General features: G+C 51.7%; 22 protein-coding genes. 4 read left to right on the top strand and 18 right to left on the bottom strand.

The features are described 5' to 3' along the window. Position 1: 1 nt before the first annotated feature. The 12 genes from hydN to KDN34_RS04450 all read right to left on the bottom strand — a co-directional run bounded on the left by hydN (position 2) and on the right by KDN34_RS04450 (position 12048). On the bottom strand, positions 2–547 hold the full coding sequence (hydN, locus tag KDN34_RS04505) for an electron transport protein HydN (protein WP_133039426.1): 546 nt from the start codon (positions 545–547) through the stop codon (positions 2–4). Between the two features lie 191 nt (positions 548–738). After that, positions 739–1245, bottom strand: coding sequence for a hydrogenase maturation peptidase HycI (gene hycI / locus KDN34_RS04500; protein WP_212595725.1), 507 nt, complete (start codon positions 1243–1245; stop codon positions 739–741). After that, positions 1238–1642: a formate hydrogenlyase maturation HycH family protein gene (locus KDN34_RS04495; RefSeq protein WP_212595724.1), complete on the bottom strand. Its 405-nt coding sequence runs from the start codon at positions 1640–1642 to the stop codon at positions 1238–1240. Before KDN34_RS04495 ends, hycI begins: the two co-directional genes overlap by 8 nt. Beyond that, on the bottom strand, positions 1639–2412 hold the full coding sequence (locus KDN34_RS04490) for an NADH-quinone oxidoreductase subunit B family protein (RefSeq protein WP_212595723.1): 774 nt from the start codon (positions 2410–2412) through the stop codon (positions 1639–1641). The genes KDN34_RS04495 and KDN34_RS04490 overlap by 4 nt, the downstream gene beginning before the upstream one ends. After that, positions 2409–2957 carry a formate hydrogenlyase complex iron-sulfur subunit gene (locus KDN34_RS04485; protein WP_212595722.1) on the bottom strand — a complete coding sequence of 183 codons (549 nt, stop codon included), beginning with the start codon at positions 2955–2957 and terminating at the stop codon, positions 2409–2411. The genes KDN34_RS04490 and KDN34_RS04485 overlap by 4 nt, the downstream gene beginning before the upstream one ends. A gap of 18 nt (positions 2958–2975) precedes the next feature. Next, complete coding sequence (locus KDN34_RS04480; protein ID WP_407695791.1) at positions 2976–4655, bottom strand: hydrogenase large subunit; 1680 nt, start codon at positions 4653–4655, stop codon at positions 2976–2978. Positions 4656–4698: 43 nt separating this feature from the next. Then, positions 4699–6309, bottom strand: a complete 1611-nt coding sequence (locus KDN34_RS04475) for a hydrogenase 4 subunit F (protein WP_212595720.1) — start codon at positions 6307–6309, stop codon at positions 4699–4701. Positions 6310–6314: 5 nt separating this feature from the next. Beyond that, entirely contained in the window at positions 6315–6965 is a 651-nt protein-coding gene (hyfE, locus tag KDN34_RS04470) for a hydrogenase 4 membrane subunit (protein WP_212595719.1), read from the bottom strand. 13 nt (positions 6966–6978) lie between these two features. Beyond that, on the bottom strand, positions 6979–8418 hold the full coding sequence (locus tag KDN34_RS04465; protein WP_212595718.1) for a hydrogenase 4 subunit D: 1440 nt from the start codon (positions 8416–8418) through the stop codon (positions 6979–6981). Positions 8419–8433: 15 nt separating this feature from the next. Continuing rightward, positions 8434–9384, bottom strand: coding sequence for a respiratory chain complex I subunit 1 family protein (locus KDN34_RS04460; protein WP_275482553.1), 951 nt, complete (start codon positions 9382–9384; stop codon positions 8434–8436). A gap of 10 nt (positions 9385–9394) precedes the next feature. Then, the gene (hyfB, locus tag KDN34_RS04455) at positions 9395–11419 is read right to left on the bottom strand and encodes a hydrogenase 4 subunit B (protein WP_228730422.1); all 2025 of its coding nucleotides are present in this window, start codon (positions 11417–11419) and stop codon (positions 9395–9397) included. Further along, entirely contained in the window at positions 11416–12048 is a 633-nt protein-coding gene (locus KDN34_RS04450; RefSeq protein ID WP_212595717.1) for a 4Fe-4S dicluster domain-containing protein, read from the bottom strand. Before KDN34_RS04450 ends, hyfB begins: the two co-directional genes overlap by 4 nt. Before the next feature lie 823 nt (positions 12049–12871). On the opposite strand from KDN34_RS04450, the gene flhA reads away from it, so the two are divergent. Beyond that, the gene (gene flhA / locus KDN34_RS04445; RefSeq protein ID WP_212595716.1) at positions 12872–14968 is read left to right on the top strand and encodes a formate hydrogenlyase transcriptional activator FlhA; all 2097 of its coding nucleotides are present in this window, start codon (positions 12872–12874) and stop codon (positions 14966–14968) included. Positions 14969–14972: 4 nt separating this feature from the next. On the opposite strand, the gene KDN34_RS04440 is transcribed toward flhA, so the two are convergent. From KDN34_RS04440 to lgt, 4 genes are all read right to left on the bottom strand, one after another. Further along, complete coding sequence (locus KDN34_RS04440; RefSeq protein ID WP_212595715.1) at positions 14973–15191, bottom strand: CCE_0567 family metalloprotein; 219 nt, start codon at positions 15189–15191, stop codon at positions 14973–14975. Positions 15192–15367: 176 nt separating this feature from the next. Continuing rightward, on the bottom strand, positions 15368–15826 hold the full coding sequence (locus KDN34_RS04435; RefSeq protein WP_212595714.1) for a YaiI/YqxD family protein: 459 nt from the start codon (positions 15824–15826) through the stop codon (positions 15368–15370). A gap of 138 nt (positions 15827–15964) precedes the next feature. Beyond that, entirely contained in the window at positions 15965–16528 is a 564-nt protein-coding gene (locus KDN34_RS04430; protein WP_212595713.1) for a cytochrome b, read from the bottom strand. A 135-nt stretch (positions 16529–16663) separates the two neighbouring features. Then, positions 16664–17437, bottom strand: a complete 774-nt coding sequence (gene lgt, locus KDN34_RS04425) for a prolipoprotein diacylglyceryl transferase (protein ID WP_212595712.1) — start codon at positions 17435–17437, stop codon at positions 16664–16666. 174 nt (positions 17438–17611) lie between these two features. Between lgt and KDN34_RS04420 the strand changes: the two genes are divergently transcribed. The 3 genes from KDN34_RS04420 (at position 17612) to ettA (ending at position 22747) form a co-directional block, all read left to right on the top strand. Beyond that, positions 17612–18682 (top strand): FAD:protein FMN transferase, encoded by a 1071-nt coding sequence (locus KDN34_RS04420; RefSeq protein WP_212595711.1) that lies wholly within the window; start codon positions 17612–17614, stop codon positions 18680–18682. A 382-nt stretch (positions 18683–19064) separates the two neighbouring features. Next, entirely contained in the window at positions 19065–20954 is a 1890-nt protein-coding gene (locus KDN34_RS04415; protein ID WP_228730421.1) for a M61 family metallopeptidase, read from the top strand. 125 nt (positions 20955–21079) lie between these two features. Continuing rightward, a complete protein-coding gene (gene ettA / locus KDN34_RS04410) occupies positions 21080–22747 on the top strand; it encodes an energy-dependent translational throttle protein EttA (RefSeq protein WP_212595710.1) in 1668 nt (555 codons plus the stop codon). Positions 22748–22847: 100 nt separating this feature from the next. Here ettA and KDN34_RS04405 read toward each other — a convergent pair whose 3' ends face one another. Together KDN34_RS04405 and KDN34_RS04400 are read right to left on the bottom strand one after the other, a co-directional pair. Beyond that, entirely contained in the window at positions 22848–24344 is a 1497-nt protein-coding gene (locus tag KDN34_RS04405) for a putative bifunctional diguanylate cyclase/phosphodiesterase (protein ID WP_212595709.1), read from the bottom strand. 79 nt (positions 24345–24423) lie between these two features. Beyond that, the gene (locus KDN34_RS04400; protein WP_212595708.1) at positions 24424–25266 is read right to left on the bottom strand and encodes an HDOD domain-containing protein; all 843 of its coding nucleotides are present in this window, start codon (positions 25264–25266) and stop codon (positions 24424–24426) included. Between the last annotated feature and the right edge of the window lie 218 nt (positions 25267–25484).

Genomic DNA, 25484 nt, shown 5'->3' with positions numbered 1-25484 from the left:
CTTAAGAGTAGAGCTGAGCCCCGGCGTCCAGTGCGGCGCGGCGGCGTTTTTCTGCACTCATGGCCTCAAGTTCATTGCGGTCAATACATCTGAGTGCTTCTGTCGGACAAACTTCGATACAAGCCGGCCCTTGCGGGCGGGTGTAACAAAGGTCGCACTTGTTGGCCTGGGCTTTTTCGACCAGGACGTTAACGGCAGCGCCGGTATTGCGCACCACCGGATGAGTCACCACTTCCATAGCGCCGTAAGGACAAGCCACCACACAGGTTTTACAACCGATGCAGCGATCCTGCAGTACATGCACAAAGCCATGTTCGCGGCGGATAGCATTATTGGGACAAACGTTAGCGCAGGGAGCATCCTCACACTGGCGACAAGCTGTCGCGGTACTGATGTCGCCCCCTTTAACAACGTGGATACGGGGATTGAAGTTTACGGCGCTGACGCCGGTAACATCCCCGTCAGGGCGATGAGCAACAGCGCAGGCTACCTCACAGGTGCGGCAGCCGATACACTTGTTGGCATCAGCGAGAATAAAACGATTCATAATACTCTCCGGTTTTCCACAGGCTTATGTTGCCTGCTGTTACAAAGCACCTACACACTCTTGGCTCTAATACATATTTCAAGCCAACTATTTTTCCCAATTTAAAACATATAGTTAATTATAAATCGCAAGTTGCATTTGCCGTTTTACGACACTGTCGTCATGTCATTTCGACAGATTTGTCGACAATTTCAGCAGCATTCATCCGCGGCAGCCAATCGCGGGATCTTTCGCCAACTGCCATCAGCCAGTTGTCGATGCAGTGCCGAGACCGCCTGACTGACCGCCGCGGTCATTGGATAACAGAAGCCGACGATGTCTGGTTGGATGCCGATCATTACCACCTCAGCCACTGCGTCACGCAAATCATCAATCAGATAATTGAGTGGCATACTGTGAGTGCTCATCAGCATCATTTCGCCAATGCAGTCCGGGTCAACCTGACGAATCTCACCAGGATTGAGGCCCATCTCTGTGGCATCAACCACCACCAACAGTTCTGGAGTCAGATCGCGAATATGGACCGTTTCCGTTTCTGGGGCACTGCCGCCATCCACCACCTGCCAGCCATAAATCGGCCGGTCGACTAACTGCTGCGCCAGTAATGGACCGGCACCATCATCTCCCATCATGCTATTGCCAACACACAGCAGCACTTTTGCAGTGGCGATGTCTGTTTCCTGGCTTGCGTTAGTCATTGAGTCTCCTGACGATCAGGTGAATTGCAGGTTCGTTCTGGATCATTTCCAGCATGGTCATAAGTTGATCGCGCCAGTGCAGAATTTCGTTATCAACATCACCGCGCATAGCTGCCAGCCCTTCCGCCAGCATCACCACGTGACTACTGTTGATGACAATTTCACCGTACTTAGGAATGCCCGCCAGTTTCTGACGAGCTTGCTCGTCAGGAATGGCATCCAGCCATTCCTGATAACGCGCCATCGGACAAGTTAACGCCGGTTTAAAACAGTCAATCACCCCCAGATGATGGCCGATGGCCAGACCGTAATACACCAGTTGTTGCGACTCTGGTTTGGCATCCTTGTCATCGACAAACTTCTGATTGAGGATGAAAAAGGTGACCGATTCGCTCATGCCCGCAGTGCTCCTGTTACCTGTTGCAATTGACCCATGATCTCGCTCAACCGCGGATCGCTCTGTATCTTCAGATACTCAGCAACGGCGGTGTCACTGTCGGCTGTTACCAGCAGTTCCAGATATTGATCGGCAATCTGCCGACCATAGCGGTAACCTGCCAGTTCGCGCGCCTTGCACTCTACTGCAACCCGGAGTTGTGGTGCCACTTGCGGATGGCGAAGCTGGGCTGGATGACTGTCGACAGCAGAAGGTTCACGGGCGTGAATTTTCTGTTCCAACAGTCCCAGAGCCATGGCGAAACCGTACAGGGTCGCCGCCGGTGTTGGCGGACAGCCGGGAATGTATACATCCACAGGTACGATTTTGTCGGTACCGCCCCAAACGCAGTAGAGATCATGGAAGATACCACCACTATTGCCGCAAGCGCCGTAGGAAACGATGATTTTGGGATCCGGCGCAGATTCATAGGCTCTTAAAGCTGGTACGCGCATAGCGCGAGTGACCGCGCCGGTGTACAACAGAATGTCGGCGTGGCGTGGCGACGGCACCACTTTGATGCCAAACCGCTCGGCATCAAACAAGGGGGAAATACTGGCAAAAATCTCAATTTCACAGCCGTTACACCCCCCGCAGTCAACACGATAAACATAGGCCGAACGCCCGATGTTTTTCAGCAGTGACGCTTTCATTTTGGCGATGCTTTCATCGACAGTCAGTGGTACCGGCATACCGTTGGCATCACGTGTGCCTGGTAAAGTTAAACTCATAGTACTGGCTCCCGTAATAACCGACTCAGATTGATCCGCTGTGACTGGGTAATATTGTGGGTGCGTTTGCAGTGCGGGCAGGTGTTAAGCTGTTGGTGCAATGCCTCACGATCTTCATACTGACCAGTTGCCATCAGCAGATCTTCGGCATATTGCAGCTCTTTGGCGACCGCAAATGGCTTGCCGCAATCATGGCAATTGGCCAGTGGAAACGCCGATTTCTGGTACAGATCCTCTTTACGCCACACCGCAAGCTGCACCTCTTGTGTCAGTACAATCGCATGGGTCGGACAGACCTCTTCACAACGTCCGCAGAAAATGCAGCGGCCAAGGAACAACGACCATTCCTGCATGCCACTGGCGAGATTAGTCTGCACCGTCAGCGCATTGGCCGGACAAGCATTCATGCACGCCGAGCAGGCAATACACTGGGATGGATCTTGCTCCGGTTTACCGCGAAAATTCTTATCCACCTCTGGCGGGGTCAGCGGATCGCTGCCGGTAACCACTCCGGTTTGCAGCGCCTTTTTCAGATATTTCAGCATAATTGACTCCTTGGCAGACTACTTCAGCGGGGAATTGGTACGCTCGATGGCGTAACGTTCCACCTCTTTGTAGGACACGGTCTTGCTAGAGCGCTTATTGACGTCGACAAAAGTGACGCGGTCAGTGCAGGAGTAGCAAGGGTCGAGACTGCCGATGATCAGCGGGGCATCGGACACGGTATTACCCCGCAGCATGTAGCGCAGTGTCGTCCAGTTGGCGTAGGTCGCCGCCCGGCAACGCCAGCGGAACAGCTTCTGGTTATCACCGGTCATACTCCAGTGGATATCATCGCCGCGTGGCGCTTCGGTAAAGCCCAGTGCAAATTTATGAGGTTGATAGGTAAAACCATCCACCTGCAGCGGCCCACCGGGCAGATTATCCAGACCGTAATCAATCATGTTGAGGCTGGTATAAACCTCATTGATGCGCACCTTCAGACGGGACAGCACATCACAGCCCTGTTCACTGTGAACTTCCATCGGCAACAGACCATAACCTACGAACGGGTGATCGGCGCGGGCATCACGGGCATGGCCACTGGCGCGTACCATCGGGCCAACGTTACTGAAATCACGGGCAATTTGCGGATCGAGGATGCCGACACCCACGGTGCGTTCTTCCATATTGGGCGTACTCAGCAGCACATCGACCAAATCGTTCACTTCGCGGCGCATCTCCTGCGCCAGCTTACGGGTAGCGATCATGTCATCTTTAAGCAGGTCACGGCGCACCCCACCAATCAGGTTCAGGCCGTAAGTCTTGCGCGAGCCAGTGAGGATCTCCGCCATTTTCATGGACACTTCACGTACGCGGAAGAACTGCATAAAACCGGAGTCAAAACCGGTGAAATGACAGGCCAGACCGAGGTTCAACAAGTGGCTGTGTAAGCGTTCAACTTCCAGCAGAATGGCGCGGATCATCTGCGCCCGCGCTGGCACCTGGATCCCCAGCGAGTTTTCTACCGAGGTGGTGTAAGCGGTGCTATGGGCGAAACCGCAAATGCCGCACACACGGTCTGACAGAAAGGTCACTTCGTTATAGCCCATACGGGTTTCTGCCAGTTTTTCCATGCCACGATGCACATAGAACAAACGGTAGTCAGCATCGACAATGCGTTCACCATCGACAAACAGCCGGAAATGCCCAGGTTCGTCAGAGGTGACGTGCAACGGGCCAATCGGTACGATACGGTTTTTATCGCTGCCCAGTTCGTTGATAAACGGATAGGTTTCACGATCAGTCGTCGGTGCAGGACGCTGCCGATAATCCATGCTGTCTTTACGCAGCGGGAACAGATCTTCCGGCCAGTCATCCGGGAGCACCAGGCGTCGCTCATCCGGTAAACCTACCGGCCGCAGACCATACATATCACGGACTTCACGTTCACCCCAGACGGCAGCAGGAACACGCGGGGTCACTGCGGGATATTCGAGAGTGTTGGCATCTACCAGCACTTTCACCACAATCCAGCACTTCTCGCCCTCTTCCATCGACAGCACGTAATACACGGCGTAATGGCCATTCAAGCTGCGTTCATCATTGCCGAACAGCACACTCAGCCAGCCACCCTGGCGGTAATACAGAAATTCTACAATTTCAGGCAAAAAACCGGTTTTGACGGTAATGGTGACCTGATCCTGAGTCTGTCTTTCCTCTTCCAGAATGGCATGGGGAAACTGTGCGCTGACACGGGCCAGATAACCGGCGGCCTTATGGGCGGCATTGGCAACAGTATTTTGATTAGTCACGGTACATCTCCTGCTGGGAAGGGGTGGATTGAGAAGCAGTAGTGCTGATGGAGTTAGTGCTGGGCATGGCTGGCAGTGACAACGCCCGCAGCTCAGCTTCACCCGCTTCATCGCCGTTCAGCACAATCGTGGTAGCTTGTTGCAACAACTGTGTCACCGGTTGTGGAATATGAGTTCCCATCAGTAACATCAGTGCCAACAACACCGCCAGCGGCGCAGTGGTCAGCCAGCCGAGTTCGCCTTTACTGACGTTGTCCGGCTGTTTGCCCAACACCGACATCACCACCATACGTACCAGCCCGGCCAACACCACCGTCAGCAAGGCCAGCAGCAGCAATACCAGCCACAGATGACCGGCATGGATCCCGGCAGTGACTGTCATAAACTCGCTGAGGAATACGTTGAATGGCGGCATGCCTCCGAGCGCCAGTGCACCACCAGCCAATAAAGCCCCGGAGAATGGCGCCACCCGCAGCAACCCTTTGACGGCGTTCATATCGCGGGTGCCATATTTCAACAGCACGTTACCAGAACCACAGAACAACAAGGTTTTGGCCAAGCTATGGTTAAGCGTGTGCAGCATAGCCGCCAGAATACCCAGCGGGCCACCGATGCCCAGCGCTACGGCAATCAACCCCATGTTTTCCACACTGGAATAGGCCAACAGCCGTTTCATATCGCGCTGTACCAAGATCAGGAAGGCGGCGACGGCGACGGATAAGAAGCCAAACACCAGCAACAGCCGTTGCGGGAATTCAGTACCGATGGCGGCGCTAATCAGAATGTAGTAACGCACAATCACCAGCAGGGCACAGTTCAGCAACACCGCAGACAGCAACGCACTGGTGGGGCTTGGCGCTTCACTGTGCGCATCCGGTAACCAAGCGTGCATCGGGAACAATCCGGTTTTGGTCCCAAAACCGATCAGCACGAAAATAAACGCCAGATGCATCAACGTGCTATCCAGTTCACCCGCATGTTTTAACACTTCGGTCCAGAAAATCGCATCGCCGGGATGGGGCATCACGTTGGCCGCATTGGAGTACACCAATACCGTACCATAGAGGCCGAACGCCACGCCGACGGTACAGATGATGATGTATTTCCAGGCGGCTTCCAGTGACGACTGCTGGCCATAAAGCCCCACTAGAAAAGCGGAACTGAGCGTGGTAGCCTCAATCGCTGCCCACATCACAATCAGGTTATTGCTGGTGATCACCAACAGCATGGTGAACAGAAACAGCTGGAAAAAGCCGTAGTAGCTGCAAAGTGAGCCAACACTGACTTCACCATCAGCGACTTCGTGATTCATATAGCCTACGGAGTAAATACCGGTGATAAAGCCAACGATACCGAGGATCGCCAGAAATAGCGCACTCAGACCATCGAGATGCAACCAGTTATTGGCAGCGAGTAGCTCACCCTGACGATAGACCGTCCAGACCGCCGCCAATGCAGTCACCAGCAGTAAGCTACTCCCAATAACATGCAATAGCGTCACCAGCTTTTGCGCACCATCGCCTGACAGCCGACAGGCAAATGCCAGCAACGATGTCACTAATGGAATCGCCAGCAGGGTGATAAAAAGCTCCAATGTATCCATGTCGTTCACCCTTTTAATGAGATCAGTTTCTGAACATCAAGCGTGTTCATGGTGCGGTAAATACGTCGTGCCATCAGCGCCATGATGATCACCGCAAATATGGCGTCAGTGGCGATGCCGATTTCCACCAGTTCAGGAGCCCCATGAGCCAACAGCGCCAGTGTCAGATGCGCGCCATTCTCCATCAGGCAATAACCGAACACCTGTTTGAGGATGTTGCGCTGGCTGACAATGCACAGCAGCCCGATAAGAAAGTGCCCCAGCGATACCGCCAGCACCGGTTTTAGTTCGGTCAGCATTGGCAGTTGCACCGGCTGCACCGCAAAATAGCTCACTAGCACAATCGCTGCAGCGATCATGAACAGTGCTGCGGTACCAACAACACCGCCATCGGCTTTGGGATCGGCCAGTTTGCAAAAGGCGCGATACATGATCAGCGGCACCAGCACCACCTTGGTGACAAAGGCGCTGATAGACCACAGATACAACTCATGAGCACCAAACATATTCGCCAACGTGATAAAGATGCCGACCAGCACCAGCGATTGCAGTGCATACAAACCGGCAGATAGCGTCGGCTTTTTCGCAGCAATCACCAGCATGGAGGTGACAATCATCAGTCCGGCGAGGTTATTGACAAGCAAGGTTCCAGTCATATGATTTTCTCCCTTACGCCAGCCAGGTTGCCGCGATAACGCTGGAGATCAGCGACATCACAATCAACACCACCAGCACTATCATCATCGACATTGGCACTGCTGAAGCATTGGCCACTTCTTCGGATGGTTCGCCGGGCACCGTGCGACCGAACCACAGTAACAACCAGGCAAAACTGGCAACTGATTCAATCAGCGCAATGATCAGTAGCGGCAATAACCACCAATGTGCCTGGCTCAACTCGAAACCCGCAGCAAACAGCGGGAATTTGCTGAAGAAGCCATTAAAGGGTGGCACCCCGGCAATCGCCATCGCAGCGACACAGAAACCAATGCCCAACAGTGGCATACAGCGCAACAGACCTTTCAACCGTGGCAGCATACGGGTACCACAGGCATAACTGAGGGCACCGGCCACCAGGAAGAACAGGCTCTTGGCATAAGCGTGGTTAAAGATGTAAGCAATACCGGCATCAAAGGCCATTTTTGAATTGAAAATGGACAGTGACAGCGCCAGGAAGATGTAAGACAGCTGGGCGATAGTGGAATAGGCCAGCAGACGCTTCATATCTTTCTGAGGCAGATACATCAGGAAGCCATACACCATCGTGATGGTCGCCATTACCGCCCCGACCACACCGATTTCGTGAGGCACAGTGCCAGCAGACATAATGGCGCGGGCAAAGATGTAAACGCCCACTTTCACCATCGAGGCCGCATGCAAATAAGCACTGACCGGTGTCGGCGCTTCCATTGCATCAGGCAACCACATATGCAGTGGCAGTTGCGCCGATTTACCCCAGGCCGCAAACAATACGCCACCGAATACCACCAGCTTGTCGGCATCACTGAGCTGACTGATTGCAGTCAACTCGAAAGTGCCAGTTTTAGCGAACAGCCAGGCCGCCGCCAGATACAGGCCAACAGATGCGATGTGAGTCACCAATAACGCTTTCAAGGCCGAACGCAATGACTTGGGACTCTGGTAGTAACCAATCAGCCCCCAGGAACAACCGCCAGTGATTTCGAAAAACAGCAGCTGTCCGAGGATAGTGGACGACAGGGTCAGGCCAGCCATTGCGCCGATGAAGATCAACAAAAACGCATAATAGCGATTACTGCCTTCATGGGGATGTTCCCGGTTGCCAGTGGTGAGATAACCACAGGAATAAAGGCTGATTAGGAAGCCGAGGGACACCACAGCGAAACCAATCAACAGACTGACGCGATCCATCACAAAACCAAACAGCTGGGTATGCCCGTAACTGTACAGGGTGAACGTCACATCGGTTTTACCGCTGTCCAGATAGGCATAGGCCAGAGCCGCCATACCCAAAGTGGCCAGCAGCGCGAACAGCGTGCACAGCACTTTGGCGTGTCGCTGTGGCATCAGCGCGATCAACAGTGCGCCAATAAATGGCAGCAGCATGGTCGCAAGCGCAATATTCTCCATAAGAATGCTGACTCCTTATAGCCCGGTCAGATAGAACATGAACGCCAGCGCTGCAACGCCGAAGCCCATCCAGGTCACTCGTCCGGTCAACAGGAAACGACCACGGGCAAGCGTGTTTTCAATCACCGCTGCAACTACAAACACCAGCACCAGTTTGACCACAAAGGCCAAGGTCCCCAGCAACATGCTGGCAACCGTGATAGAGTCTGCTTTGCCAAACGGTACAAAGATGGCGAGAAACAGCCCGGCGACCACCACCTGCTTGAGGCTGATGCCCCATTTCACCAGCGCCAGACCGGCACCGGAGTATTCAGATAGCGGACCTTCTTGCAGTTCCTGCTCGGCTTCGGCCACATCGAACGGGATTTTGCCCATCTCGATAAATACGGCGAAGGCGCACGCCAGCAAGGCCATCGCCGTCGCGGTGGGGGCGGCCCATGGCTGCGACGCCAGGGTGCTGCTGATATTGCTGATATTGGTAGAACCCACTATCAGCGCCACCACCAGCAGCCCCAACATCAAAATAGGTTCCACCAGAATACCCAGCGTCAGCTCGCGGCTGGCGCCAATACCGGCAAAAGTGCTGCCAGAGTCGAGCCCTGCCAGTGAGAAGAAAAAGCGGAAAATCGCAAACAGATACAGCAGAGTGATCACATCTCCCCCCGCCGCCATTGGCGATGCTTGTGTCGCCACTGGTAGCGTCATGGCCACCAGCAGCATGGTGCCAAGCAGCACGAATGGCATCACCCGAAATACCCCACCACAGTGACTGGGAGCCACTTCCTGACGGGTCAGCAATTTCAGAATGTCGCGGTATTCCTGCAACACACCAGGACCTTTGCGACAGTGCATCTTGGCACGGATCACCCGCGACAAACCGGATAGCAGTGGCGACACAGCCATTAACAGCACGGCTTGCAGCAGCCCCGCAACCAGTGCCAATACCAAGGAATTTTGCATCATCATCCTCTACTCCTTAGGCCATGGTGACGATCAGCAGCACAACCAGTGCCGCGACCACATACAGGCAGTAGGCACGGAAATCGCCATACTGGATCCACTGCACCAAACGACTGAGTCGCTGCACACCATTCACTACCGGCAACACCAGATGTTCGTCCCATACCGGCTCCACCTTGGTGACAGCGTCAGTGGTAACATCCAGTGAACGTTGCAACATGGGCGCTGGATCGAGCGTTTTGCGCAGGCGATAAAGCGGTGCGAACAACACCCGCAACGGCTGCGCAAAACTCCCCGCAGACAAGGCCATTGGCGCCTCATAGCCATAGCCACAAGCCCAAGGTGTCCCGCGGCGGGTAAAGCGCAGCCGATCACTGCCACCCTTGACGCTGTAAATCATCAGCGGCAGCAACGGTAATGCCAGCAACAGGATGAATAGCAATGGCGGATTGAGGCTGGTTTGTGCCGCATCACCTGGGAATACGCTGGTGCCACTGGCCATTGTTACAGCCGGGGCGTGGCTTAATTGCGCGGCAATATTGGTGAGCACCGGTGCGATAGCAGAGGCTCCGACACCCAACAGTACACAGAGGATCGCCAGCAACCACATGGCGCTGGTCATGCTGAATGGCACTTCGCGGGCATTCGCCGCTTTTTCGCTGCGCGGTGCGCCACAGAAGCAGATGCCATACACTTTGACAAAGCACATAGCAGCCAACGCGCCGGTAATCGCCAACATCACGATGGCGGCTGGCCCTGCCAATTTTAGGCCCACACTGCCGTCGTGGCTCATAGTGAACAGGGACTGATATGTGAACCACTCACTGACAAATCCGTTCAGTGGCGGCAGTGCGGAAATCGCCATACAGCCGATGAGGAACGCCACCGCAGTGCGCGGCATCAGTTTGGCAAGTCCTCCCATCTGCTCCATATCCTTGGTGTGAGTGCGGTAGATAACGGCCCCGGCACCGAGGAATAACAAGCCTTTAAACAGCGCATGGTTGATCAGGTGATACAGACCACCCAGCAATCCCAGCAGCGCTAGCAATGGGTGGTGGGTTGCAATGCCGATCATCCCGGCCCCCACGCCCATCAGGATAATGCCGATATTTTCAACGGTGTGATAAGCCAGCAGGCGTTTGATATCGTGCTCTGCCAGTGCGTACAGCACCCCCAACACGGAAGAAACGGCCCCGAATGCCAGCACCACGATGCCCCACCACATTTCGGTTGCACCGAGTAAATCGATGCCCACCTTGATGATGCCAAAAATCCCGATCTTTACCATCACCCCGGACATCAATGCCGATGCATGCGATGGTGCCGCCGGGTGAGCGCGTGGTAACCAGCCGTGCAGCGGTAGCATCCCAGCCTTGGCACCAAAGCCAAAGAACGCCAGCAAGAACACCGCCGAGGCTTCACCGACCGGCAAATGCGCGTCACGGAAAGCGGAGAAATCCAGACTACCGGCATGACGGTACAGCAGGAAGAAGCCAAGCATGATCAGCACAGAACCGGCATGGGCGATAAAGAAGTACAACAACCCTGCCCCTACCGCTTCATCATCCTGCTCGGAGATCACCAGGAAGTAAGAACTGAGCGACATCGCTTCAAACAACACGATGAAATAGAAGGCGTTGTCCACCGCGACTAGCGCGACCATGGACGCGATAAACAGATTCATAAAGAATCCCATCGCCCAGGCACCTTTACCGCGGTATTCCTGCAGATAAGAGAATGAATAGAGAGAAGTCACCACCACCAGGAGGGAGATCACCAGCACCATAAATGCTGCCAGCATATCCAGTCGCAGTGTCAAATGAGCAAAAGCAGCAAATGGACCGGCGTAATCAGCGGTAATAACGCCACCATCAAGCAACACCGGCAGCGCCGCAATCACGCCACAGACGCCGCCTACCAATGACAGCCCACCACTGACTCGAATCGCCAAGGCTTCGTTACGACGAAGCAATAGTGACAACAGTGCGCCAATCATATACAGCGCTAACGACAGACCCAACCAACATAAAGGCGCCATCATAATTTATGTTCCCCTTCAGTTGCGGCCACAATAGCGCCATTGGCAGCTTGCTCATGCCAGTCACCGGGATTAGGCATCGCCGCTAACTGCCGTTTACGCGCCGAGGCTTTATCGAGCGCCTCACTGCTCACCATCACAATTGCGCCGGTCAGACAGGTCTCAATACAAGCGGGACCTTCAGGACGGAAACTGCACAGATCGCATTTCACCGCCACAGCACGGACCCCGGTACGCCAATCCAGTAACGGACTGACCGCACAAGGTGAACGCGGTGCTGCAGCAGCCAACGGGGTACAGACGTCATCCGGAATATCCAGTGGCTTGGAACCACTGAGGGTAATGGCACCGAACGGACAGGCAATGGCACACAATTTACAGCCAATACATAAGCTTTCATTGAGTACTATGGCTTCATCCTCACGGCGGATAGCGTTAACGGGACACACAGCGGCGCAGGGGGCATCCTCGCACTGATGGCACATTTGCGGCGCCGATTCCTCGGTACTCCGCATCACCACCAGTCTTGGCTCGGTCTGCAACCCTTGTTGCCGGTGTGCCTCTGAACACGCCGCCATGCAGGTATTGCAGCCGATGCATAGTTGCGGATCGGCAATGACAAAACGGTTCATATACTCTCTCTAAGCACGTGATCCCACCTTGAGCCCATTTCGTCACTTTTGACGACGGCACTGCCACTGGCAGATCTGTCGACACCTGTAACCATGAGCCAAAAACCGGGACAACTTCCCATGAAACGGGGCGTTACACTGTGTCTGGCGTATTTGGCAAGCCATCTGCCTGTAACCCCAGCACCTAACACTCCGGTTAAGCGATCACCCAAGACGGCTGATCAATGTCCCTAGAAAGCATTTTCTGCGCCAATTTCTAAAAATATTTTTAAATCGTTTAAATTCAATAAATTAAAAATATTTTTACTTAAAATAATGGATATAAACCGTATCGACACCCGCGTAATTCGACAGTAATGCCATATCGCCGTAACCCGGCATTAACACTGCTTGTCTGGCTGGCACTGTTCTTGCTCGCAATTAACAACACGAGTAGTGAGTCATCGGATGATGGATAGCCAAAGATGCGTAAAGTTTGGGGGCGTTAAAAAGACGGCAAATAACCGTTAACACTGTCGGCACGTGGCGTACCACACCACAGTATCGGTTTCGACAACAACGCAAATTGGGGATTATGCCAGTAACAACAATTTAGCTAACTTACTGCTTTAAAAATAAAAATAGCGAGTGCGCGGGACAGACATGGCAATTGCGTTAACCACCGCCAAGGAGTTGGGGGCTTGTCGCATTTTGTCAGATGATAATGTGTTTTAATAAATGGTCTGTCTTAGCAATCTGCATGGATGAGCTGCTTATCGGGTACTGCTTGCGAGCTAACCACCGCTGACACAGTGCCTATATGTCGTGATAGAAATGGGGAAACATGGCACAGCGATTTCAATACCTAAATGAACAGAAAAGCTGTCTGAGGCTGACGCACCAACTGCTGGATCAAGCCAGTGTGGAAACTATGCTACAGAGCTTAAATCAGCATTTTTCCGATATTGCGGCGGCATATCACTGTTCGGTGCTAGTCGACGGGCCAATGGCGGCCCCCTGCCTCTATATCCCGACTGCAGATGGCAGCATTCGTTGTTTTGAAGAAGCATCCCTGCTGCAAAATGGCCCGCTTCGTGTCGTCCAAACTTCCCGTACGGTCTTACATCTGGATTGCGAAGAATATCGCCAGCGCTATCCACGTTTAACCGTCAGTATCCGCCCCGAACCTTTTGGGGACTACCTGGCAATTCCTATTCTTAACCACCGCCGATTAATGGGACTGCTGGAGATCACCCGTAGCGATACCGGCCGCTTTGACGACGACGAGATTGCGCAGCTTGAACTGGTCGCCGAAGCGGTCGGTGTCGCCCTCGAACATCTGCAATCACGACTCGCGTTAAGTTTTGAACAAGGTCAACTGTGTGAGGAACGGGATGATTTTCATGTGTTGGTGAACGTGACCAACGCGGTGATCACGGAGCGGAGCGTTGAATCACTGGTCGATAAAATTGCCCGGGAAATTCACTGCTATTTTGGTATCAGTGCCATCAGTGTCTGTCTGCCAGAAACCGACCCTCATAACCTGATGCTGTATAACGCCTTTTTCGTGCAACCCGGCAAACCGCAAGAAACCCAGATGCGCATCAGTGCCGCGACGAGTATCTGTCAACAGGTGCTGGAAAGTGGGGAAATTCTGATCCGGCAACTGACACCAGACGATCCGCTGGCCTCTAACGAACACCAACTGTTCAATTTATGGCCCGCCACCAGTCATCAACTCTGCCTGATCCCGATTAAATTTGCCGGACAGGTGTTAGGGGTGCTCAAACTGGCGCAGGCCGATGAAAACTGCTTTAAAGGCTCGCGCTTGCAGCTGCTGGCACAAGTGGCTGAACGCACAGCAATTGCCGTAGATAACGCCCGGGCGTATCAAGAGATCAATCGTCTGAAAGATAATCTGGTCCAGGAAAACCATTATCTCAGTGAACAAGTCGAAAGCCTAAGCCACCAGCAATTTGATGAAATCATTGGCCGCAGTAACGCCATTACGCAAGTGCTTAAACAGGTGGAACTGGTGGCTAAAACTGACTGTAGCGTACTGTTGCTGGGGGAAACGGGTACCGGCAAAGAAGTGTTTGCCCGTGCCATTCATCGCCTCAGCCCCCGCAGCGGCAAACGCATGATCAAGATGAACTGCGCCGCCATGCCGGCCGGACTTCTAGAAAGTGACCTGTTTGGTCATGAAAAAGGTGCCTTTACCGGTGCCAGTAAAGAACGCCTCGGCCGTTTTGAGATGGCGCATCAGAGCAGCCTGTTTCTGGATGAAGTCGGCGATATGCCGCTGGAATTACAGCCAAAATTGTTGCGTGTTCTGCAGGAGCAAGAATTTGAGCGCGTGGGGGGTAACCGTCTGATCAATGTCGATGTACGGTTGATTGCAGCCACCAACCGCGACTTAAAACAGATGGTCGCTGACAAAGAGTTCCGCTCTGATCTGTTCTATCGCCTGAATGTATTTCCTATTCGACTGCCACCGCTGAGTGAACGTCGCGATGACATTCCGCACTTGGCAAAATACTTTGTCTTTCGCGCCAGTAAACACATGGGGCGAAATATCGACAGTATTCCATCGCGGGTACTGCGACAGTTGCAGGAGATGGAGTGGCCGGGAAATATCCGCGAATTACAGAATGTGATTGAGCGAGCAGTCTTATTGTCCAGCGGTAACATATTGCAGCTTCCACCAGAACTGGGAAGTTACCAACAGCCAGAAGAACCACCGTTAATCCGCCCGCAACCGGCACCGCACCGGAGTGCGGAGGAAGATGATGAATACCAGCGGATCATTACTGTGCTGCAAGAAACCAATGGCATCGTCGCTGGCCCTCGTGGGGCAGCCCACAAACTGGGTCTAAAACGCACCACCCTGCTGTCACGCATGAAGCGCTTGGGTATCGATAAAGAATCGGTGTTGGTCTAACCGTTCAGACCTGGGAATTTTCCAGTGCTGCCAACTCTGCGTTCAAAATTGCCCAGTTCTGGCACGCTTGGTAACAGGCATGGGCGATCAGCGGAATATCTTCATAGGATTTAGGTAAGCACTGTTCCACCGGATCATGCAACTCTGCGGCGCGCTCGGAGGCCATCCGTTTTGCTCGTTTGACTTCTTTACGTAACGCTTCCAATTCCGCTGCAGTCATCATTTTCGCCGAGATGTGCGCAATGTAATGTGCGAAAAAGACAAAACACACGCTATTCCGTCAAGAACCATGCCTGATAAAATTTTTATTAAATTCATATAAATAGAGATTTAACTTACCGATACAGCAATAAATCCTGTCCGAACTGGCCGAAACCGCACAAAACTCAAACCACCAATTTAACCTTGGGATTTCTGATATTGGGCCAGGATTTTGTCCAGCGCATTAGCAAATGCTTGTCGATCTGCCTGACTAAGTGCCGCGGGGCCACCAGAGTCAATGCCACTGGCACGTAACGTATCCATAAAATCGCGCATTGTCAGCCGTGCCCGGATGTTATCGGGGGTAAAAGCATCTCCGCGAGGACTCAGAGCCCTGCCACCTTTTTGCAACACATCAGCCGCCAACGGAATATCCGAAGTAATCACCAGATCACCTGCAGCCACCCGCGCCACAATTTCATTATCCGCCACATCAAATCCCTTCATGACCTGTAATGTGCTGATAAACGAGGATTTAGGGACTCGCAGCGGCTGATTTGCCACCAGTGTCAGCGTAACCTGACAACGCTCGGCCGCGCGATACAGCACCTCTTTTATTACTGCCGGACAGGCGTCAGCATCAACCCAGATTTTCATATTGTTCCATAAATTATGATTGCAGCGCTGACTTTACCCTATTCTGCCCAGCGAAATCATCAGCACTACAGAATTTTGGTATGGGACTATAAATAACAAAGCCGCCTAACAGGCGGCCTTGATAGCAGTTGCGATGAATTATTTCTTATGCCCTGGCAGCATCGCCTGCAAGGTATCATCTTTATCGACAAAGTAGTGTTTCAGCGCAAAACCTACGTGACCCACAATTACGGCCAACAGGGTGTATGCCAATACGCTGTGTATGGTCGAAATGTACGGCACCAGATCCGGAGATTTTGGTAGCAATGGTGGGATAGTGAACAAGCCAGCGACCGGAATCGGATATCCTGCTGCTGAACTGTATGCCCAGCCAGCCACAGGGACTAACACCATCAACAGGTACAATAAATGATGACCAGCATGAGCGGCTTTGATCATCAGCTGACTCATGCCAGTTAATGCTGGCGGCCGATGAGTCACACGCCAGATGATACGCAGCACAATCAAGAACAAACTGATAGTTGCAATCGATTTATGCAAGGTGATGATATTGCTCTTCTGCAGGTCGTGCGCAGCATCGATACCATAGGACAAAAACAGCCCTGAATAGGCACCAATTGCCATCGCGGTTAAAATTACAATTGCCATTGCCCAATGCAGCGCCTTGGCAGTTCCGGTATATGATCTGTTTTGAGTTGCCATGAATAAATCCCTGAAAGTTATCAACTAGTGATGATAATAGTCCTTTTAAAATTATTTAAAATGCCATTTAATCGCAGCAATTAATGCACATTTTCGATAATTTAAACGCGTTCTAATAAAATAAATCGAACTACATTAATGTGATTTCTGCTGGTAACTACGCCAGATAAATACCCAACCTAACAGCACAAAGGGAATGCTCAGCCACTGACCAACACTCATCAAATCAGCCGCATAGGCCGCTTGCGGGGTTTTGACAAACTCCAATAAGAAGCGACTACCGAAAACCAGCACCATAAACACGCCGAAGCTGAAACCCCGTCTCGGGAAACCATTACGACGGTACAGTGTCAGTAACAAAATGAAAATCAACAGATAGCTAGCCGCTTCATAGAGCTGCACCGGGTGTCTGGGCAAATTATCAATCCGCTCGAATACCACGCCCCAATCACTATGTGTGGGTAATCCCACAATTTCTGAATTCATAAAATTGCCAAGGCGGATAAAACAGGCGGTGAGCGCCGTTGGCACCACCAAGCGGTCCAATAACCACAGCAAATCGATGTTGGGATGTTTACGGACAAATAACCAAATCGCCAGAATGACCCCAACCGTGCCACCATGACTGGCCAGGCCGCCGCGCCAGATTTTCAGAATTTCAATCGGATGCGAGAAATAGAAGGCCGGATCATAAAAGATCACATGACCCAGACGTGCACCGATGATGGCGCCGGCAAAGATATACAACAGCAGGTTATCAAGCGGCTCAGTGTCGAACCCTTCCCGGACACAGATCCATTGCATCAGGCGATAACCTAGTAGGAATCCCCCCACAAACAGCAGCCCATACCAATGCACTGCCACTGGCCCCAGATGTATTAATATCGGGTTAACGTTCCAGTAAATCATTGTTGTTCCATGAAAGAGATTTGCGTCAGAGGGTAACATAAATGAACGGGGGCGCGTATGTTCTCAAGTGAGATTCTCAACCTCGCGCAATCATTACAGCCAAACTACCGACGCTGGAGTCAGAAATATACGGATGGTAGACTTGGCCAAACTCGTTAGCCATAGGAAACAACTGTGTCCGCCTCAAGCCAGCCCAAATACTCTCCGTTAAAAGTGCTGTTATATCTGCTGGTTAGTGCAGCCATTATCTATGGTTTACGACACTATACTTCTCAGCCACAACTGCAAAAGGTTGAAGGCTTTGCACAAGGCACCACTTACCATATCAGTTGGTGGTCTGAGAATCCTGTGCCGACTAAAGACATCGAACAACAGTTTAATGCCACGCTAAACCAGATTGATGCGGAGTTATCCACCTATCGGGATGACTCTTATATTTCAAAACTCAATCACAGCAGCTCTACCGACTGGCAGCCAGCATCAACGGATTTTATTCAGTTGATTGAGATTGCCAAGGATATCCATCATAAAACCGGTGGTTGCTATGACCCGACCATCGGACCACTGTTCAATTTATGGGGATTTCAGAAAGATAAATTCAATCTGCCCACTGCCGCTGAAATTGCCGCCGTCACCGCAGAAATTGGCATGGAAAAAGTCGAAGTAGACGTTACCGGCTCCCGCATTCGAAAAACCTTACCCGGATTGCAGCTGAATTTTTCCTCCATGGGCGAAGGCTACAGCATCAGCAAACTGGCAGCGGTGCTGGAAAGCCATGATATCCGCAATTATCTGGTGGAGTTTGGCGGCGATATGAAAATTCGCGGGCATAAGCCCGATGGCAAAAAGTGGCGAATTGCCATCGATCGCCCTGACAAACAAGATGATGAACGACAGCCGTACAGCATCATCACCATCAATGATGAAACTGGCGTGACACTCGATACTTCCGGGACCTATCGCCATCACTTTGATGAAAACGGCAAAGAGTATTCCCATATTCTCGATCCGCGTACTGGTGCGCCAGTGAACCACAATCTGGTATCTGCTTCAGTTTTTGGCAGCGATCCACGCGTCAGTGACGCCTGGGCCACTGCGATGCTGTGCCTGGGGCCACAAGCTGGGCAAACGGTTGCCAAAGAGCAGCACCTGGAAGTGTTTTTTATTGAGAATGACCATGGTCACTTCCATAACGCTGAAAGCGAAGCATTAGCGGCCAGTCATCGGGTGATTTTTGACAAGTAACGCCCCCGCTAGCACGGCAAACCGAGCAACATGGTGTAATCATCTTGCCCGCGCTGTTGACATGGCGTCAGCCAGTTATCGTGCACTTAACTTTCAATGACAGAAACCTGGGGGATTCAGTTACCCATGTTTCTGTCTTTACTCTGAAACAAACAGCAACACTTCTCACCAGTTTAAGCCATGCTAAAACCTTTAAAACCGAAATTGTGCCGTGTATGTTGTAGTGGTCGCTACCCTAAGGTTTTCGCGATACTGAAAGAGAACATCAGGCTGTTCGCCTTGATGGTCAGCTTTTCCGCTTATTGATGATGTCTGCCGGATATCCGGTGAAGAAAAGAGGCGCTCACCACAACGCCCGATAACAACAAGAAAGGAGCTCCCAGTGAATAACACTGCTACCAAGGCCGCTGTCCTCAGCGCGCTGATGGGAACAGCCTTGCCCGCTTTTGCCGATATTCCAGCACCTGTGGATCAAGCCTACCCCGGTACCCTAAAAATCAAGGTGGACGCCACCGACCTGTCTCACCGTATATTTAACGTGACCGAAGTGGTACCTGCCAAACCTGGACCATTGACGCTGCTTTATCCGTCATGGATCCCCGGCCACCACTCCCCAACCGGCCCAATTGACAAAGTTGCGGGTTTTGAATTCAAAGCAAATGGCAAAGTGCTGCAGTGGGAACGCGATCCAGGTAACGTCTATGCGTTCAACATTGATGTACCCAAAGGCGCAGACAGTGTCGAAGTCAGTTTTAAATTTCTGTCACCACAAGATCGCAGCCAGGGCCGCGTAGTGATGACACCGGAGATGTTGAACCTGCAATGGAATACTGTGGCACTGTATCCGGCCGGTTATTACACCCGTCAAATTAAGGTTGATTCCTGTGTCACCCTGCCACAGGACTGGCACTACGCCACAGCACTGGAAGACAGCAATCACAAAGGTAGCAGCTACTGCTTTAAAACTATCGATTTTGAAAACTTGGTGGACTCACCAATGTTTGCCGGTAAGTATTACAAGCGGATCGATCTGAACCCTGGTGCAGATACCCCAGTTCACCTGAACGTATTTGCTGATAAAGCCAAAGATTTGGACGTCAGCGAAGAAGGGCTGAAGGCCCATAAAGAACTCGTACAGCAGATGTACAAGCTCTACGGTGCCCACCATTACAATCATTATGATTTTCTGTTAGCGCTGACTGACAAGCTGGGCGGTATTGGTCTGGAACATCACCGTTCCAGTGAAAACAGCGGCAAACAGGATTACTTCACTAAGTGGGACAAATCCTGGCTGGGTCGCGATCTGCTGGCACACGAATTCAACCACTCTTGGGACGGTAAATATCGCCGCCCAGCCGAGTTGTGGACCCCTACTTATAATCAAGTGAAAAAAGATCACGGATTATGGGTATATGAAGGCCAGACCCAGTTCTGGGGCTACATCGTTGCCGCACGTTCCGGTCTGTGGAGTCATGATAACGCCATGGATATGCTGGCATTACTGGGTGCCACCTATGATAAAGGCCGTCCGGGCATGAAATGGCGTACCATTCTGGACACCACCAATGATCCGACCATCGCCCAACGTGCCCCAAAGGCGTTCCGTAACTATCAGATGAGTGAAGACTATTATCAGGGCGGTCAGCTGATTTGGTACGCTGTTGATGCCAAGTTACGCAGCTTAAGTGCTGATAAAAAGTCGCTCAATGATTTTGCCAAAGCATTTTTCGGCGTGCACCCGGGTGCCTGGGATATCAACACCTATACCTTTGATGATGTCATTGCCACACTCAATGGCATTGAGAAATATGATTGGGCCAGTTTCATCAATGAACGGTTAAAAGGTCACGTGAATCTATCCGATTCCTTTAACGATCAAGGCTGGAAGCTAGTGTATAACGACACACCATCAGCGGCAGTTAAAGGGATGGAAGACCGCTATAAGCGTTTCGACTTCACTTATTCGCTGGGATTCTCTGCCGATAAAGAAGGTAAATTAAGCGATGTGTTATGGGATAGCCCAGCATTTAATGCCGGATTGTCACCAAGCATGACCTTGGTTGCCGTCAATGGTGAAGCCTACAAAGCCGAATATCTAAAAGATGCCATTACCGCTGCGAAAACCAGTAAAGCGCCGATTGAACTGTTAGTGAAAGAGTTTGATCAGTACAAAACGATCAAAATCGATTATCACGCTGGTTTGATGTATCCGCACCTAGAGCGCATTGAAGGTAAACCTGATTACCTGTCTGAAGTTCTCAAGGCATTGTAATTAGGTCTGCACTTGTGAACTCCGAAGCCCGGCGACATGCCGGGCTTTTTTATCCGCCACGACGGATTGGCAGCAATCACCACAATTTAGTAAACTGCCGCCAATTAAAAACACAGAGAGTAACTATGGCTCAGTTTGTTTATAGCATGCTCAGGGTAGGCAAAGTGGTGCCACCTAAGAAGCAGATCCTCAAAGACATCTCTTTGAGCTTCTTTCCTGGCGCCAAAATCGGTGTGCTCGGTCTGAATGGCTCCGGTAAATCTTCGCTGCTGCGTATTATGGCTGGTGTTGATAAGGAATTTGACGGTGAAGCCCGCCCGATGCCTGGGTTAAAAATTGGCTATCTGCCGCAGGAACCTCAACTGGATCCGCAGAAAACAGTACGCGAAGCCATCGAAGAGGCTGTCAGCGAAGCCAAAAATGCCTTAGCTCGCCTCGATGAAGTGTATGCGGCTTACGCTGAACCGGATGCCGATTTTGATGCGCTAGCCAAAGAACAAGGGGAACTGGAAGCCATCATTCAAGCCCATGACGCTCACAATCTGGATAACATTTTGGAACGTGCCGCCGATGCGCTACGGTTACCCGAATGGGATGCCAAAATTGAGGTGCTGTCCGGTGGTGAGCGTCGCCGCGTTGCCATCTGTCGACTGCTGTTGGAAAAGCCAGAAATGCTGTTGATGGACGAACCTACCAACCATCTCGATGCCGAATCCGTCGCTTGGCTGGAGCAGTTCCTGCACGAATATCCGGGTACCGTTGTGGCGATTACCCACGACCGTTATTTTCTGGATAATGCTGCCGGCTGGATCCTGGAACTGGACCGCGGTGAGGGTATCCCATGGCAAGGCAACTATTCCTCTTGGCTGGAGCAGAAAGATCAACGTCTGCAACAGGAAGCCTCGACAGAAAGTGCCCGCCAGAAAACCATTGCTAAGGAATTGGAATGGGTGCGTCAGGGAGCCAAAGGCCGCCAATCAAAAGGTAAGGCCCGTCTGTCACGCTTTGAGGAACTCAATAGTCAGGAATACCAGCGCCGTAACGAGACTAACGAGCTGTTTATTCCACCAGGCCCACGCTTGGGTGACAAGGTGATTGAAGTCCGTCACCTCACCAAAAGCTTTGGCGATCGGGTACTGATTGACGATCTGTCGTTCACCGTCCCTAAAGGGGCAATTGTCGGCATTATCGGCCCTAACGGTGCCGGTAAATCCACCCTGTTTAAGATGATTACTGGGGCCGAAACACCGGACAAAGGGGAAGTGGAAGTCGGCGATACAGTGCAGATCGCATCGGTTGAACAGTTCCGTGACTCGATGAACGATAAAAACACCATCTGGCAGGAAATTTCCGGCGGTCAGGACATCATGCGCATCAATGGGCTGGAAATTCCTAGCCGTGCCTATGTTGGCCGTTTTAACTTCCGTGGCGGCGATCAGCAAAAGATCATCGGGACGCTGTCTGGCGGTGAACGCAACCGTGTGCATCTGGCAAAATTGCTGCAAGCCGGTGGTAACGTCTTGCTGCTCGACGAACCCACCAACGATCTGGACGTGGAAACCTTACGAGCACTGGAAGAGGCATTACTGGAGTTCCCAGGTTGCGCCATGGTGATTTCGCATGACCGTTGGTTCCTTGACCGTATCTGTACCCATATTCTGGATTACCGTGACGAAGGGAAAGTGAACTTCTACGAAGGTAACTACACCGAATATTCCAGCTGGCTGAAAGCGAACTTTGGCACCGATGTGATTGAACCACACCGCCTGAAGTACAAGCGTATGATCAAGTAAATCACGCGGATAACGACTGGCGGCATAAGTTGCCAGTCGTTATGCAAATGCGACATACGAAAAAGGGATGCAAATGCATCCCTTTTGGCTAATTCATCCGTTACAGCGACTGGGCCAATGGCATGCAGTTGAGCTGCAAGGTATCGCCATGATAGGCCAGCTCAGCGCCGCGCATTGGATTGGAAAACAGCATACCTTGCAGCAAATCGGCCCCCATACGTTTGAGGAGTTCCCGTTGACGGCTATTTTCAACACCTTCTACCGTCACGCGAAAGCCCAGATGATGCGCCATTTCAATGGTAGTCAGGACAATCCGCTGCGCCCGGCGATCCACCAGCAAATCATCCACAAAGGCTTTATCAATCTTAATTTCATCGACCGGAAGGTCTTTCAGATAAGCTAGCGATGAATGCCCGGTACCGAAGTCATCAATGGCAACTTCAATCCCCATCTGCCGCAGTTGCTGCAATTTTTCGCAGGTACCGCTCATATTCGCAATCAGCACCCCCTCGGTAATCTCTAACGCAATAGCATCACCAGTGAGCTGATATTGCTGTAATTTATGGCTGATACAGGCAACCACATCCTGTTCGAAATCACTGCCAGCCAGATTGACTGCCACACGAATATTTACGCCTTGCGCACGCCACTGCTGCTGTTGCTGCAGCACTTTATCCATCACCCAATGCGTTACCAAATGGATCATCCCGGCACATTCAGCGAGCGGAATAAACTCCGCCGGTGATACCACCCCAAGCTGCGGATGTTCCCAGCGGATCAGAGCTTCCACTTGTTCGCACTTGCCGGTATGCAGGCTCTCTTTTGGCTGATACACCACGTACAATTGGTTATGCTGCAACGCCTTGGGCAAACTATGAATAATCTGCATTTCCCGCAGATGCACACTGTCATCGCCGCTTTCATAAGCCGCAATCCCACGCCGATCATCGCGCGCCTTCTTCAGTGCCAGATCGACACGTTTTAACATCAAGCTGGTATCCGCATGGTGTTGCTGTAACTGCAGATATCCCACTTTGACCTTGATGCCAATGGGTGTCTTATCGATTTCATAAGGCAGTTGTAGTTGCTGTTGCAAGGCTTCGAGGTCTGCCAGCGTCAGTTGCTGCTCGTAAAACAGTAGAAATTCATCACCATCCATGCGAGCGACGAATCGCGGCTGCGGAGTACTTTGCCGTAACCGGGCAGCATAGCCCTGTAACAATTTATCACCCGCACTAAAGCCAAACAGATCGTTCACAAAACGGAAGCGGTCAATATCCAACATGACCATAGTGCCGTTCGTCACCGGCATTAATGGCGTGATGGCACGCTTAAACCATTGACGATTAGGCAGACCGGTTAGAGCGTCGCGACCAATATTGGTGGGGATCTGTCGTATTAATGACTTGATAGCAAGGTAAAGGGGAACGCCACGCTCGGGCACTTCGGCGATGTCTAAAGGCTGCTTATGTTCTACCTGAGAACGCAGGTCATCTGCCAGCAGGGCAACAAATTGCTTTAAACGCCAATAACGTATCCCTAGGACAACGCCAGCCAACACACTTAAGGTCAACACTGCTATCAGCCCAAAGATCATCGAATATCCCCAAGTCGCCAATCACCTGACGGCATCAGCGTTAGTTTACGGTATACGTTCCAGCATACCGCATTTAAAATCAATCGTAACTTGCTTTTATTGAATGAAAATGTTCTAAAAATTCGTCACTTGCCAAATCATCCGGCGTTACAGGCAAGCCTTTTTTAATAAACACATCTAACCGTTGTTGTAATTCAGGACCAGCACGTAACTCTCCGACATAGAAAGCTGCCGCGCGAATAAAATCGAGGTAAGTCACTTGTTCCGGCAGATAATGCAGATCGGCCCAGCGCTCAACCACTTCCGTGACCTCAGGGGTAAAATCCCAACTGTTCAGTACCGCTCGGCCAATCGGGCCTTGCAGCTTACGCACTAGGGCGCGTAACTGCCCAATACTGGTAAACAGCTCCGGATGAGATTCTGCTTCCGTCAGCACCGGCAAGGCACCAATATTATGTACCAACCCGGCCAATGTCAGCGTGTCGTAATTTAGCTGACTTTCTGGATGTTTCGGCTTATACATCAGCAACATAGATGCAGCGGCAGCGGTTACCTCAATAGAGGTGCCCCACACTTCATCCATCACTTCCCATACCATCTCGTTAGTAGAAATGAACAGCTGCTCCATCGCAATGGAGGTCACAATAGATTTAATCTGGGTCAGACCGATACGGGTCACCGCTTGATTAATGTTTTCTGCCTTGACGCCACGGCTGTAAAACGCACTGTTGGCAACCTTAATCAGTCGGGCTGAAATAGCTGCATCCTGGCCAATAACTTCCGCCACTTGCTTAAGACTGGAATTCTGACGCCCCATCACTTCCTGTACCCTAATTGCCACTTCCGGCAACGTCGGTAAAACCAGGGTATCGAATTTTAATTTCTTCAGAAGACTGACCAACAGCTGGTGCTCTGTTGACATGCGCGCCCCAATGTAACTTTGTTGTTTAAAATCTGTAACTCAGTATATCAGCTATGAATGTTGTCCGGAGCAGATATATCCGCCACTCTGAGATATGGGCAAGTATTTGCGTAACTTTTACACAGTTGCAGATTATCATCAGAATGTTACCAAGAATAACGCGTTTTTCAGTTGTGACGCCAGCGCGGATAAACCAGAGTAAATTAATCAGTCTTTCA

Origin of the sequence: Shewanella yunxiaonensis (assembly GCF_018223345.1) — a bacterium.
In the GTDB taxonomy this organism is placed as follows: domain Bacteria; phylum Pseudomonadota; class Gammaproteobacteria; order Enterobacterales; family Shewanellaceae; genus Shewanella; species Shewanella yunxiaonensis.
Note: the sequence above shows the minus strand (reverse complement) of the source record. Positions and strands in the feature narration are given on the sequence as shown.

Coding starts and splice junctions, on each gene's coding strand:
- hydN (WP_133039426.1), bottom strand. CDS start 547: ATGAATCGTTTTATTCTCGCTGATGCCAACAAGTGTATCGGCTGCCGC.
- hycI (WP_212595725.1), bottom strand. CDS start 1,245: ATGACTAACGCAAGCCAGGAAACAGACATCGCCACTGCAAAAGTGCTG.
- KDN34_RS04495 (WP_212595724.1), bottom strand. CDS start 1,642: ATGAGCGAATCGGTCACCTTTTTCATCCTCAATCAGAAGTTTGTCGAT.
- KDN34_RS04490 (WP_212595723.1), bottom strand. CDS start 2,412: ATGAGTTTAACTTTACCAGGCACACGTGATGCCAACGGTATGCCGGTA.
- KDN34_RS04485 (WP_212595722.1), bottom strand. CDS start 2,957: ATGCTGAAATATCTGAAAAAGGCGCTGCAAACCGGAGTGGTTACCGGC.
- KDN34_RS04475 (WP_212595720.1), bottom strand. CDS start 6,309: ATGGATACATTGGAGCTTTTTATCACCCTGCTGGCGATTCCATTAGTG.
- hyfE (WP_212595719.1), bottom strand. CDS start 6,965: ATGACTGGAACCTTGCTTGTCAATAACCTCGCCGGACTGATGATTGTC.
- KDN34_RS04465 (WP_212595718.1), bottom strand. CDS start 8,418: ATGGAGAATATTGCGCTTGCGACCATGCTGCTGCCATTTATTGGCGCA.
- KDN34_RS04460 (WP_275482553.1), bottom strand. CDS start 9,384: ATGATGATGCAAAATTCCTTGGTATTGGCACTGGTTGCGGGGCTGCTG.
- hyfB (WP_228730422.1), bottom strand. CDS start 11,419: ATGATGGCGCCTTTATGTTGGTTGGGTCTGTCGTTAGCGCTGTATATG.
- KDN34_RS04450 (WP_212595717.1), bottom strand. CDS start 12,048: ATGAACCGTTTTGTCATTGCCGATCCGCAACTATGCATCGGCTGCAAT.
- flhA (WP_212595716.1), top strand. CDS start 12,872: ATGGCACAGCGATTTCAATACCTAAATGAACAGAAAAGCTGTCTGAGG.
- KDN34_RS04440 (WP_212595715.1), bottom strand. CDS start 15,191: ATGATGACTGCAGCGGAATTGGAAGCGTTACGTAAAGAAGTCAAACGA.
- KDN34_RS04435 (WP_212595714.1), bottom strand. CDS start 15,826: ATGAAAATCTGGGTTGATGCTGACGCCTGTCCGGCAGTAATAAAAGAG.
- KDN34_RS04430 (WP_212595713.1), bottom strand. CDS start 16,528: ATGGCAACTCAAAACAGATCATATACCGGAACTGCCAAGGCGCTGCAT.
- lgt (WP_212595712.1), bottom strand. CDS start 17,437: ATGATTTACTGGAACGTTAACCCGATATTAATACATCTGGGGCCAGTG.
- ettA (WP_212595710.1), top strand. CDS start 21,080: ATGGCTCAGTTTGTTTATAGCATGCTCAGGGTAGGCAAAGTGGTGCCA.
- KDN34_RS04405 (WP_212595709.1), bottom strand. CDS start 24,344: ATGATCTTTGGGCTGATAGCAGTGTTGACCTTAAGTGTGTTGGCTGGC.
- KDN34_RS04400 (WP_212595708.1), bottom strand. CDS start 25,266: ATGTCAACAGAGCACCAGCTGTTGGTCAGTCTTCTGAAGAAATTAAAA.